Below are 12,333 nucleotides of genomic sequence, written 5' to 3' on the forward strand. Positions count from 1 at the left end.
GAAAGACAACCTTAGCAAGGTTGTGTACATTTGTACACAATTGTAAAAAGAGGAAATGACATGCGTCGCGCTAACGATCCACAACGGCGAGAAAAAATCATCCAGGCCACTCTCGAGGCGGTGAAACTTTACGGAATACATGCCGTGACGCACCGTAAAATAGCTACCCTTGCCGGGGTACCGTTAGGGTCGATGACCTACTATTTTTCAGGAATTGATGAGCTATTGCTGGAGGCGTTCAGCAGTTTTACTGAGATCATGTCCCGGCAATATCAGGCATTTTTTAGCGATGTTAGTGATGCTCCAGGCGCATGCCAGGCTATCACCGATATGATCTACAGCTCACAGGTTGCAACGCCGGACAACATGGAACTGATGTATCAACTCTACGCGCTGGCCAGTCGAAAACCGCTATTAAAAACGGTAATGCAAAACTGGATGCAGCGCAGTCAGCAAACGCTCGAACAATGGTTTGAACCCGGAACTGCCCGGGCTCTGGATGCTTTTATTGAAGGGATGACGCTGCATTTTGTCACTGACCGTAAGCCGCTATCGCGCGAGGAGATTTTACGGATGGTGGCACGAGTGGCAGGGCTGGAGATAAATTTCAGGCAACAAAAAACCCATCAACCTTGAACCGAAATGGCGGGGTTGATGGGCTCCACAAAATGGGGACATCAAAGAAAAGCAGTGGCACTAATTAAGACTGATGCCCCAAAGAAAAGTTCGCCGATTGTACAAAAAAATTTCATTTTCAGGGCAACTTCAGTTTTATCCGAGTCCTGGCCATACCATGACAATGATTGTCCCGGCCAGCGTTAGCAGTACGTTAGCTATTGCATAAGTACCCGCATAACCTAAGGCTGGGATGTTACTGCGTGCGGTGTCGCTGATGATCTCCATTGCCGGAGCACAAGTACGTGCCCCCATCATCGCGCCGAACAGGAGTGCGCGGTTCATACGCAGTACATAAGCGCCGAACAGGAAGCAGATAACCACCGGCACCAGACTGACAATCAATCCGGCAATTAACATCTGACCACCGATCGCGCCCAGGCCGTTATTAATGCCGCTACCGGCGCTTAAACCAACGCCTGCCATAAACACCATCAAGCCGAATTCTTTCACCATGCTTAACGCCCCCTGCGGAATGTAACCGAAGGTCGGGTGGTTAGCGCGCATAAAGCCCAACATAATGCCGGCGAATAACAAGCCAGCAGCGTTACCCATGCCGAAGCTAAATGTACTGAACTGGAAGGTGATCATCCCGATCATCAGGCCAATAACAAAGAACGCGCAGAATGCCAGCAGGTCTGTGACCTGGCTGTGAATCGAGATAAAGCCGATGCGGTCAGCAATGGTTTTCACGCGACGGGCATCGCCGCTCACCTGCAAAACATCACCTTTATTAAGCACAACGTTGTCATCAATTGGCATCTCAATCTGGCTGCGGATGACGCGGTTAAGGAAGCAACCGTGATCGGTCAACTTCAGTTGTGCCAGACGTTTACCTACCGCGTTATGGTTTTTGACGACGACCTCTTCAGTGACGATACGCATGTCGAGAAGGTCACGATCAAAAACTTCTTTACCGTTACGGAAGCTGGGATCGAGGCGGGCATGGGCGTCTGGATATCCCACTAACGCTATCTCATCGCCCATTTGCAGCACGGCGTCGCCATCCGGATTTGCCAGAATCCCGTTACGACGAATACGTTCAATGTAGCAACCAGTTTGACGATAAATACCCAATTCACGCAGATTTTTGCCGTCGGTCCAGGCCACCAGCTCCGGGCCGACACGGTAGGCGCGGATCACCGGCAAATAAACTTTTCGGCTGGCATCGGTGTCCAGGCCACGTTCGCGAGCGATTTGTTGGGCGCTGGTCTGTAAATCCTGATGTTGCAACTTCGGTAAATAACGTGCACCGACAATTAAACTCACCAGGCCAATTAAATAAGTTAACGCATACCCAAGGCTTAGATTATCCAGTGCTGTGGAGAGCTGTCCGCTTTCCATACCAGAATGGCGTAATGTGTCGCCAGCACCGACCAGAACCGGTGTCGATGTCATGGAGCCAGCCAACATACCGGCCGTCAGACCGATATCCCAGCCAAACAGCTTACCCAACCCTAAGGCGATCACCAGCGCACTGCTAACCATCACCAGAGCTAACATTAGGTAATTTTTCCCATCGCGGAAAAAAATGGAAAAAAAGTTGGGTCCGGCTTCGACCCCGACGCAGAAAATAAACAACATAAAGCCAAGATTAAGCGCGTCGGTGTTAATGCTGAAATGTTGTTGCCCTAATAGTAACGATACGACTAAAACGCCAATGGAATTACCCAGTTGGATTGAACCAAGTCGTAATTTTCCTAGACATAGTCCAAGCGCAAGGACTACAAATAATAACAGAATGTAATTCCCATTTAACAATTCGGCGACGTTTATATTCACGGAGACTAACTTCTTGTTTACGAGTAAGCTGTTGAAAGAAATGGTAATTTAAGATAATGTTTTTACCTGAAATCAGGGCGCGGATTCATTCAGCGCACATAAGCAATAGTAAAGAAACAATATATTTTACTAGTGTAATCACATTAAGTACCAACGGCTATAAAAATTGCGTTGGCCTATATTAGCATGGAATGCGAAGCGGCTTTATCTTACTGAACGCCATAGTGGCGAAAATGTGTTCGATAGAGGCAGTGTCAGGAGGAGCGAGTGAAACATAAACAACGTTGGGCGGGGGCAATCTGCTGTTTTGTCCTCTTCATTGTAGTGTGCCTGTTCCTGGCGACGCAAATGAAAGGCGCTTTTCGGGCTGCCGGGCATCCTGAAATCGGCTTGCTGTTTTTCATTCTTCCTGGGGCGGTTGCCAGCTTTTTTTCGCAGCGTAGAGAAGTTCTTAAACCGCTGTTTGGCGCAATGCTGGCGGCACCGTGTTCTATGTTAATTATGCGTCTGTTTTTTTCACCAACACGCTCATTCTGGCAAGAGCTGGCGTGGTTATTGAGCGCCGTCTTCTGGTGTGCGTTGGGGGCGTTGTGTTTCTTGTTTATTAGTAGTTTGTTCAAGTCACAGCACAGAAAAAATCAATAAAGCCCTCAAACAGAGAGGGCTTATCCGGCAATCAGGCTTCAAGATTCTCTTTCACCCAGGCAGCAAAATCGGTATAGCCGCCGATGTGTTGCTGATCGACAAAAATCTGCGGTACGGTTTCTACTGGTTTACCCGCTTTCTGTTGTAAATCTTCTTTGCTAATCCCTTCTGCACGAATATCAACATACTGATATTCAAAGTCATCGCGTTCATTACTCAGTTTGTCTGCCAACTCTTTAGCACGCACGCAGTAAGGGCAACCCGGACGACCAAAAATAACGGTTTGCATTGTTTCTCTCCTCATCTGTTTATGTCCGCCATGATTACGCCAAAATTTATTCGCTGAAAGTAGGTTTAACCTGTTGCATTGATTGCTTAAAGCTATAACTGTTAAGCACAACGCAACGAAAGGTTTTAAAATAGCAATTCACTTTGCAGAGGGAAGCTTATGCGCGCGATCGGTAAATTACCTAAAAGCGTGTTGATACTGGAATTCATCGGCATGATGTTACTGGTGACGGTGCTGCTGTCGTTAAGCCATTACCTTTCGCTTCCGGTGCCGTTTTCGATGCCAGAGATACAAATTCTGATGATTTTTCTCGGTGTTTTGCTCATGCTTCCCGCTGCGGTGGTGGTTATTCTTCAGGTGGCAAAACGGCTTGCCCCACAACTGATGAACCGCCCACTGGAATCTTCACGTTCAGAAAGAGAAAAAGATAATGACGCCAACCATTGAACTTATTTGTGGCCATCGCTCCATTCGCCATTTCACTGATGACCCCATTTCTGAGGCGCAGCGTGAGGCGATTATCAACAGCGCCCGAGCGACTTCCAGTTCTAGTTTTTTGCAATGCAGTAGCATTATTCGCATTACCGATAGAACGCTGCGTGAAGAACTGGTAACGCTGACCGGCGGGCAAAAACATGTGGCGCAAGCGGCGGAGTTCTGGGTGTTCTGTGCCGACTTTAACCGTCATTTACAGATCTGTCCGGATGCACAACTTGGCCTGGCGGAACAACTGTTGCTCGGTGTCGTTGATACGGCAATGATGGCGCAAAATGCGTTAACTGCAGCGGAATCGCTGGGGTTGGGCGGAGTATATATTGGTGGACTGCGCAATAATATCGAAGCAGTGACAGAACTGCTGAAGTTACCAAAGCATGTTCTGCCGCTGTTCGGGCTGTGCCTTGGCTGGCCTGCGGATAATCCGGATCTCAAGCCGCGTTTACCGGCCTCTATTGTAGTGCATGAAAACAGCTATCAACCGCTGGATAAAGACGCTCTGGCGCAGTATGACGAGCAACTGGCGGAATATTATCTCACCCGTGGCAGCAATAATCGTCGGGATACCTGGAGCGACCATATTCGTCGGACAATCATTAAAGAAAGCCGTCCTTTTATTCTCGATTATTTGCATAAACAAGGTTGGGCGACGCGCTAAAACCGTAACGCCGATGTATTATACGCGGGCTTTTGACCAGGTCTGACAGAGAGGTGCAGGGTGAAAATTGCCATATTGTCCCGGGATGGAACGCTCTATTCGTGTAAGCGGCTGCGTGAAGCCGCTATACAGCGTGGTCACCTGGTTGAAATTCTCGATCCGCTTTCTTGCTACATGAACATTAATCCAGCGGCGTCTTCCATTCACTATAAAGGCCGCAAACTCCCCCATTTTGACGCAGTGATCCCGCGTATTGGCACCGCCATTACCTTTTATGGGACGGCGGCGCTACGCCAGTTCGAAATGCTGGGGAGTTATCCGCTCAATGAGTCGGTCGCGATTGCCCGAGCGCGTGACAAATTGCGCTCCATGCAACTGTTAGCGCGACAGGGCATTGACCTGCCTGTAACAGGCATGGCGCATTCGCCGGATGATACCAGCGACTTAATCGAGATGGTCGGTGGTGCGCCGCTGGTGGTCAAGTTGGTCGAAGGCACGCAGGGGATTGGAGTGGTGCTTGCGGAGACGCGTCAGGCAGCAGAAAGCGTAATTGACGCTTTTCGCGGTCTTAATGCGCATATTCTGGTGCAGGAATATATAAAAGAAGCAAGAGGCCGCGACATCCGTTGTCTGGTCGTTGGCGATGAAGTGGTCGCGGCAATTGAACGGCAGGCGAAAGAGGGCGATTTTCGTTCCAATTTGCATCGCGGTGGTGCGGCAAGCATTGCCAGTATTACCCCGCAGGAGCGTGAAATTGCCATAAAAGCCGCGCGAACGATGGCGCTGGATGTTGCTGGTGTGGATATTCTGCGTGCAAATCGCGGACCGTTAGTGATGGAGGTGAATGCGTCGCCCGGTCTGGAAGGAATAGAGAAAACCACCGGTATCGACATCGCGGGTAAAATGATCCGTTGGATTGAGCGCCACGCCACGGCAGAATATTGCTTAAAAACTGGTGGTTAGTCGCAATAACGTGACTGATCATGGTTTTGCCTGCGCTTTTTGCGTAAGCTGTGCCAGTCTTTTTATCGGAAGAGGTTGTACAAAATTATGACATCGCTGGTCGTTCCTGGTCTGGATACGTTGCGTCAATGGCTCGATGACCTGGGGATGAGTTTTTTTGAATGTGATAACTGTCAGGCGCTACATCTGCCGCATATGCAGAATTTCGACGGTGTCTTTGATGCCAAAATCGACCTGATTGATAACACGATCCTGTTTTCTGCCATGGCGGAAGTCAGACCTTCAGCCGTGTTGCCGCTGGCGGCGGATTTGTCGGCCATCAATGCCAGTTCGCTGACTGTGAAAGCATTTCTTGATATGCAGGATGATAATCTGCCAAAGCTGGTGGTTTGCCAGTCTTTATCCGTTATGCAGGGCGTAACCTATGAACAGTTTGCATGGTTTGTACGCCAGAGTGAAGAGCAGATTTCGATGGTCATCCTTGAAGCCAATGCCCATCAACTACTGTTGCCGACTGACGATGAAGGGCAAAATAACGTTACCGAAAACTATTTCCTTCATTGATAACTCTTTTTGAGCACGCAGTCGCTGCCGCAGTGACTGCGCATTATAATATTTCCTGCTAAATTTAACCTTCCATTAAAGATTTTTTCACTTGTCTTATGCCGAATTTGCTTTATCACATAGAGCAAATGCGCATAAAAATTTGTTAAATACTGTTTTTTAATTACAGCTATAGTTTCAAACCCTGGCTAAAGTTATTCTTGCAAGGCTTTTATATAGCGAGCAATGCTGGCCGGGAGAGAGTTCTCTTTTCTTGCGCCGCGCCGATAAAAAATATGCACGTTTATTGCATATCTTTCAGTGTGACAACTTTTGTTCGTTTGTTAACGAACTTTCAGAAGGAAAGAGATATGACCGCCTTAAATAAAAAATGGCTATCGGGTCTGGTTGCAGGTGCTCTGATGGCCGTCTCTGTCGGCACGCTCGCGGCTGAACAAAAAACACTCCACATCTATAACTGGTCTGATTATATCGCTCCAGATACAGTGGCAAATTTTGAAAAAGAGACGGGTATAAAAGTCGTCTACGATGTTTTCGATTCCAACGAAGTATTGGAAGGCAAGTTAATGGCGGGGAGCACCGGCTTTGATCTTGTCGTTCCATCAGCCAGTTTTCTTGAACGCCAGCTGACTGCTGGTGTATTCCAGCCGTTGGATAAAAGCAAATTGCCAGAATGGAAGAATCTCGATCCAGAACTGCTGAAGCTGGTGGCAAAACACGATCCCGACAATAAATTTGCCATGCCGTATATGTGGGCGACCACCGGGATTGGCTATAACGTCGATAAAGTCAAAGCGGTACTGGGCGAAAACGCGCCAGTCGATAGCTGGGACTTGATCCTCAAACCTGAAAATCTGGAAAAACTGAAAAGCTGCGGAGTCTCGTTCCTCGATGCGCCGGAAGAAGTGTTTGCCACCGTGCTGAATTATCTCGGCAAAGATCCCAACAGCACCAAAGCGGATGATTACACTGGCCCGGCAACCGATCTGCTGTTAAAGCTGCGTCCAAATATTCGTTATTTCCATTCATCTCAATACATTAACGATCTGGCAAACGGCGATATTTGCGTCGCTATTGGCTGGGCGGGCGATGTGTGGCAGGCGTCTAACCGCGCGAAAGAAGCGAAAAACGGTGTGAATGTCTCTTTCTCGATTCCGAAAGAAGGGGCGATGGCATTCTTTGATGTATTCGCCATGCCTGCGGATGCCAAAAATAAAGACGAAGCGTATCAGTTCCTGAATTACCTGCTGCGTCCGGATGTAGTAGCGCATATCTCCGACCATGTGTTCTATGCTAACGCCAATAAAGCAGCCACGCCGCTGGTGAGTGCGGAAGTCCGTGATAACCCAGGAATTTACCCGCCTGCGGACGTTCGCGCCAAAATGTTCACACTACAAGTGCAGGATCCAAAAATCGATCGAGTGCGCACTCGCGCCTGGACCAAAGTGAAGAGCGGAAAATAATCTGCTGTTGTAGATGCCGGACGGGTGCACCACACCCGCCGGCAATTCGCACCATCATGGTGCGCTTGCTCACATTCAATGCCGGAGAGCAGCCGTGAATGACGCTATCCCTCGCCCGCAGGCGAAAAGTCGTAAGTCGCTGACACCACTATTAGAAATCCGCAATTTGACTAAATCTTACGATGGTCAACATGCGGTCGATGATGTCAGTCTGACCATTTATAAAGGCGAAATCTTTGCACTGCTGGGCGCATCCGGCTGTGGCAAGTCCACACTGCTACGTATGCTGGCAGGTTTTGAACAACCTTCTGCCGGGCAGATTATGCTTGATGGCGTCGACCTGTCACGGGTTCCTCCTTATCTACGCCCCATCAATATGATGTTTCAGTCTTACGCGTTGTTTCCGCATATGACCGTGGAACAGAACATCGCCTTTGGCCTGAAGCAGGACAAATTGCCAAAAGCGGAAATTGCCAGCCGGGTCAACGAGATGCTCGGGCTGGTACATATGCAGGAGTTCGCCAAACGCAAACCGCATCAGCTTTCCGGTGGCCAACGCCAGCGTGTGGCCCTGGCCCGAAGCCTCGCCAAACGCCCGAAACTATTACTGCTCGATGAGCCGATGGGCGCGCTGGATAAAAAATTGCGTGACCGGATGCAGCTTGAAGTGGTGGATATTCTGGAGCGTGTCGGCGTGACCTGCGTAATGGTTACTCACGATCAGGAAGAGGCGATGACTATGGCGGGGCGTATCGCCATTATGAATCGCGGGAAATTTGTTCAGATTGGCGAGCCGGAAGAGATTTACGAGCATCCGACTACCCGCTACAGCGCCGAGTTTATTGGTTCAGTCAACGTCTTTGAAGGGCTACTAAAAGAGCGTCAGGAAGACGGCCTGTTGCTCGATTCACCGGGGCTGGTCCATCCGCTGAAAGTCGATCCGCTGGCGTCAGTGGTCGATAACGTGCCGGTACATGTGGCGCTGCGACCGGAAAAAATCATGCTTTGCGAGGAGCCGCCCGCCAATGGTTGTAACTTCGCGGTGGGGGAGGTGATACACATTGCCTATCTCGGCGATCTTTCGGTGTATCACGTTCGTCTGAAAAGCGGGCAGATGATTAGCGCCCAGCTACAAAACGCGCATCGTCACCGCAAAGGGCTACCGACCTGGGGTGATGAAGTTCGTTTATGTTGGGAAGTGGACAGTTGTGTGGTGCTGACGGTTTAAGGAGCAAAGATGAGTACACTTGAACCTCCTGTCCAGCCGGGCGGGTTAAAACAGTGGCTTACGCAGTGGCAGATGAAGCACGGGCGCAAACTGGTGATTGCGCTGCCGTATATCTGGTTAATTTTGCTATTCCTGCTGCCATTTCTGATTGTCTTTAAAATAAGCCTTGCAGAGATGGCGCGAGCCATTCCGCCTTATACCGAACTGATGGAGTGGGCCGACGGGCAACTGTCAATCACCCTCAATCTTGGTAATTTCCTGCAATTGACCGACGATCCGCTCTATTTCGATGCTTATCTCCAGTCGTTACAGGTGGCGGCGATTTCGACCATCTGCTGCTTATTGCTTGGCTACCCGCTGGCGTGGGCGGTGGCGCACAGTAAACCCTCAACCCGCAATATCTTATTGCTGCTGGTGATCCTGCCGTCGTGGACCTCGTTTCTGATCCGCGTTTATGCCTGGATGGGAATATTAAAAAACAATGGCGTACTGAATAACTTCCTGCTGTGGCTGGGCGTTATCGATCAACCGCTGACCATTCTGCATACCAACCTGGCGGTCTATATTGGCATTGTTTACGCCTATGTGCCGTTTATGGTGCTGCCGATCTACACCGCGTTGATGCGTATTGATTATTCGCTGGTGGAAGCGGCACTGGATCTCGGTGCACGACCGCTGAAAACGTTCTTTACTGTGATCGTGCCGCTGACTAAAGGTGGGATTATTGCCGGGTCGATGCTGGTGTTTATCCCGGCTGTGGGCGAGTTTGTGATCCCGGAACTGCTCGGCGGTCCGGATAGCATCATGATCGGGCGCGTGCTGTGGCAGGAGTTCTTCAATAACCGTGACTGGCCAGTAGCCTCTGCAGTGGCGATTATCATGCTGTTGTTGCTAATCGTGCCTATTATGTGGTTCCACAAGTATCAGCAAAAAAGTGTGGGAGAACACGGATGAATAATTTACCGGTCGTTCGTTCGCCCTGGCGGATTGTGATTTTGCTGCTGGGCTTCACCTTTCTTTATGCGCCAATGCTGATGCTGGTTATCTATTCATTTAACAGCTCGAAGCTGGTGACGGTGTGGGCGGGCTGGTCAACGCGTTGGTACGGTGAGTTATTGCGCGATGACGCAATGATGAGTGCGGTTGGTTTAAGCCTGACAATTGCGGCCTGTGCGGCGACGGCGGCGGCGATCCTCGGGACAATTGCGGCGGTGGTGCTGGTGCGCTTTGGCAGGTTTCGCGGATCAAATGGTTTTGCCTTTATGATCACCGCGCCGCTGGTAATGCCTGATGTGATCACGGGCTTGTCGCTGTTGTTGTTATTCGTCGCGCTTGCTCATGCCATTGGCTGGCCTGCGGACCGCGGTATGCTCACCATCTGGCTTGCGCATGTCACTTTCTGTACGGCTTATGTGGCAGTCGTTATTTCGTCGCGCCTGCGGGAACTTGATCGCTCGATAGAAGAAGCGGCGATGGATCTCGGTGCGACGCCGCTGAAAGTGTTTTTCGTCATTACGCTACCGATGATCATGCCCGCGATCATTTCTGGCTGGTTACTGGCTTTTACTTTGTCGCTTGATGATCTGGTGATTGCCAGCTTTGTTTCCGGGCCGGGAGCCACCACATTACCGATGCTGGTCTTCTCCAGCGTGCGGATGGGGGTGAATCCAGAAATTAACGCCCTTGCAACGTTAATTCTCGGTGCGGTCGGAATTGTCGGATTTATCGCCTGGTATCTGATGGCGCGTGCAGAAAAGCAGCGGATACGCGATATCCAGCGTGCAAGACGTGGCTGAAGACACTAAAATTTGCCAACCTGGCTACATAATGCCGCGCATGTCGCGGCATTGTTTTCATGGAAGACGAACCGTTGGGATTTTTTAAGAAAACATCTTCATCACATGCTCGCCTGAATGTGCCTGCGCTGGTGCAGGTGGCGGCGCTCGCCATTATTATGATCCGTGGCCTCGACGTGTTGATGATTTTCAATACATTAGGCGTGCGCGGTATTGGCGAGTTCATTCATCGCAGCGTACAAACCTGGAGTTTAACGCTGGTCTTTTTAAGCAGTCTGGCGCTGGTTTTTATTGAGATCTGGTGTGCGTTTTCGCTGGTGAAAGGGCGTCGCTGGGCGCGCTGGCTGTATCTGCTGACACAAATCACGGCTGCCAGTTACTTGTGGGCTGCTTCGCTGGGTTATGGTTATCCGGAGTTGTTCAGCATTCCCGGTGAATCAAAACGTGAAATCTTCCATAGCCTGATGCTGCAGAAGCTGCCGGATATGCTCATCCTGATGCTGCTGTTCGTTCCCTCGACCAGTCGGCGGTTCTTCCAGTTGCAATAATGTGTATAATCGTCGCCCCTGATGATGTGAAGGTCAATGTATGCAGTGCGCACTTTACGACGCGGGTCGCTGTCGTTCCTGTCAGTGGATAACGCAGCCGATTCCACAGCAACTCTCCGCTAAAACCGCCGATCTTAAAAATCTGCTGGCCGATTTTCCGGTTGAGGAATGGTGCGCGCCGATGTCTGGCCCGGAACAAGGGTTTCGTAATAAAGCCAAAATGGTGGTGAGTGGCAGCGTTGAAAAACCACTGCTCGGAATGCTGCATCGCGACGGCACGCCGGAAGATCTTTGCGATTGCCCGCTTTATCCTGCCTCATTTGCGCCCGTTTTTGCGGCGCTAAAACCGTTTATCGCCCGTGCGGGGCTAACGCCCTACAACGTGGCGCGTAAGCGTGGCGAACTGAAATACATTCTGCTGACCGAAAGTCAGAGCGATGGCGGCATGATGCTGCGCTTTGTGTTGCGTTCCGAAACCAAACTGGCACAACTGCGTAAGGCATTGCCGTGGTTACAGGCACAATTGCCGCAGCTGAAAGTCATTACCGTCAACATTCAGCCGGTACATATGGCGATTATGGAAGGGGAGACGGAGATCTACCTGACGGAACAACAGTCGCTGGCAGAGCGTTTTAACGATGTGCCGCTGTGGATCCGCCCGCAAAGTTTCTTCCAGACTAATCCGGCGGTCGCCAGCCAGCTGTACGCTACCGCGCGCGACTGGGTACGGCAGCTGCCGGTTAAACATATGTGGGATCTGTTCTGTGGCGTGGGGGGCTTTGGTTTACACTGCGCGACGCCTGACATGCAGTTAACCGGGATCGAAATTGCGCCAGAAGCCATTGCCTGTGCGAAGCAATCAGCCGCTGAACTGGGCTTAACGCGTCTGCAATTTCAGGCGCTGGATTCCACTCAGTTTGCCACCGCTCAGGGCGAAGTGCCGGAGCTGGTACTGGTTAATCCACCGCGTCGCGGCATTGGTAAACCGCTGTGTGATTATCTCGCAACGATGGCACCACGTTTTATTATCTACTCCAGCTGTAACGCTCAAACGATGGCGAAAGATATCCGCGAACTGCCAGGATATCGCATTGAGCGGGTACAGCTTTTCGATATGTTCCCCCACACCGCGCATTATGAAGTGCTGACGCTGCTGGTGAAGCAATAAAAAAGCCTCAACGGCGGTTCACATTGCCTGATGCGCTACGCTTATCAGGCCTACATGAA

Annotated in this window: 14 protein-coding genes; 12 read left to right on the forward strand and 2 right to left on the reverse strand. The window is 50.5% G+C overall.

Annotated features, from left to right (window positions below; translation table 11 throughout):
* Positions 1–60 precede the first annotated feature (60 nt).
* Positions 61–636 (forward strand): DNA-binding transcriptional regulator RcdA, encoded by a 576-nt coding sequence (gene rcdA / locus FEM44_RS18760; protein WP_135522939.1) that lies wholly within the window; start codon positions 61–63, stop codon positions 634–636.
* 135 nt (positions 637–771) lie between these two features.
* On the opposite strand, the gene FEM44_RS18765 is transcribed toward rcdA, so the two are convergent.
* A complete protein-coding gene (locus tag FEM44_RS18765) occupies positions 772–2,457 on the reverse strand; it encodes an aspartate:alanine antiporter (RefSeq protein WP_130214743.1) in 1,686 nt (561 codons plus the stop codon).
* Positions 2,458–2,724: 267 nt separating this feature from the next.
* On the opposite strand from FEM44_RS18765, the gene FEM44_RS18770 reads away from it, so the two are divergent.
* Entirely contained in the window at positions 2,725–3,102 is a 378-nt protein-coding gene (locus FEM44_RS18770) for an inner membrane protein YbjM (RefSeq protein ID WP_130205203.1), read from the forward strand.
* 31 nt (positions 3,103–3,133) lie between these two features.
* On the opposite strand, the gene FEM44_RS18775 is transcribed toward FEM44_RS18770, so the two are convergent.
* Positions 3,134–3,391, reverse strand: a complete 258-nt coding sequence (locus tag FEM44_RS18775) for a GrxA family glutaredoxin (protein ID WP_130205205.1) — start codon at positions 3,389–3,391, stop codon at positions 3,134–3,136.
* A 159-nt stretch (positions 3,392–3,550) separates the two neighbouring features.
* Here FEM44_RS18775 and FEM44_RS18780 point away from each other — a divergent pair, with 159 nt between their 5' ends.
* From FEM44_RS18780 to rlmC, 10 genes are all read left to right on the forward strand, one after another.
* Complete coding sequence (locus FEM44_RS18780; RefSeq protein ID WP_135522938.1) at positions 3,551–3,838, forward strand: DUF1418 family protein; 288 nt, start codon at positions 3,551–3,553, stop codon at positions 3,836–3,838.
* A complete protein-coding gene (gene nfsA / locus FEM44_RS18785) occupies positions 3,822–4,544 on the forward strand; it encodes a nitroreductase NfsA (protein WP_130222147.1) in 723 nt (240 codons plus the stop codon). The genes FEM44_RS18780 and nfsA overlap by 17 nt, the downstream gene beginning before the upstream one ends.
* A gap of 60 nt (positions 4,545–4,604) precedes the next feature.
* Positions 4,605–5,507 (forward strand): 30S ribosomal protein S6--L-glutamate ligase, encoded by a 903-nt coding sequence (gene rimK / locus FEM44_RS18790; protein WP_135522937.1) that lies wholly within the window; start codon positions 4,605–4,607, stop codon positions 5,505–5,507.
* 87 nt (positions 5,508–5,594) lie between these two features.
* Complete coding sequence (locus tag FEM44_RS18795; RefSeq protein ID WP_000203025.1) at positions 5,595–6,071, forward strand: YbjN domain-containing protein; 477 nt, start codon at positions 5,595–5,597, stop codon at positions 6,069–6,071.
* 350 nt (positions 6,072–6,421) lie between these two features.
* A complete protein-coding gene (potF, locus tag FEM44_RS18800) occupies positions 6,422–7,534 on the forward strand; it encodes a spermidine/putrescine ABC transporter substrate-binding protein PotF (RefSeq protein ID WP_130205213.1) in 1,113 nt (370 codons plus the stop codon).
* A 94-nt stretch (positions 7,535–7,628) separates the two neighbouring features.
* The gene (potG, locus tag FEM44_RS18805; RefSeq protein WP_130214734.1) at positions 7,629–8,762 is read left to right on the forward strand and encodes a putrescine ABC transporter ATP-binding subunit PotG; all 1,134 of its coding nucleotides are present in this window, start codon (positions 7,629–7,631) and stop codon (positions 8,760–8,762) included.
* A gap of 9 nt (positions 8,763–8,771) precedes the next feature.
* The gene (potH, locus tag FEM44_RS18810; RefSeq protein WP_130205217.1) at positions 8,772–9,716 is read left to right on the forward strand and encodes a putrescine ABC transporter permease PotH; all 945 of its coding nucleotides are present in this window, start codon (positions 8,772–8,774) and stop codon (positions 9,714–9,716) included.
* Positions 9,713–10,558, forward strand: coding sequence for a putrescine ABC transporter permease PotI (gene potI / locus FEM44_RS18815; RefSeq protein ID WP_001061658.1), 846 nt, complete (start codon positions 9,713–9,715; stop codon positions 10,556–10,558). Before potH ends, potI begins: the two co-directional genes overlap by 4 nt.
* Before the next feature lie 59 nt (positions 10,559–10,617).
* Entirely contained in the window at positions 10,618–11,106 is a 489-nt protein-coding gene (locus tag FEM44_RS18820) for a YbjO family protein (protein WP_130205221.1), read from the forward strand.
* A gap of 40 nt (positions 11,107–11,146) precedes the next feature.
* Positions 11,147–12,274 carry a 23S rRNA (uracil(747)-C(5))-methyltransferase RlmC gene (gene rlmC / locus FEM44_RS18825; RefSeq protein ID WP_135522936.1) on the forward strand — a complete coding sequence of 376 codons (1,128 nt, stop codon included), beginning with the start codon at positions 11,147–11,149 and terminating at the stop codon, positions 12,272–12,274.
* The last annotated feature ends 59 nt before the right edge of the window (positions 12,275–12,333 follow it).

It is taken from the genome of Escherichia sp. E4742 (assembly GCF_005843885.1).
Classification (GTDB): domain Bacteria; phylum Pseudomonadota; class Gammaproteobacteria; order Enterobacterales; family Enterobacteriaceae; genus Escherichia.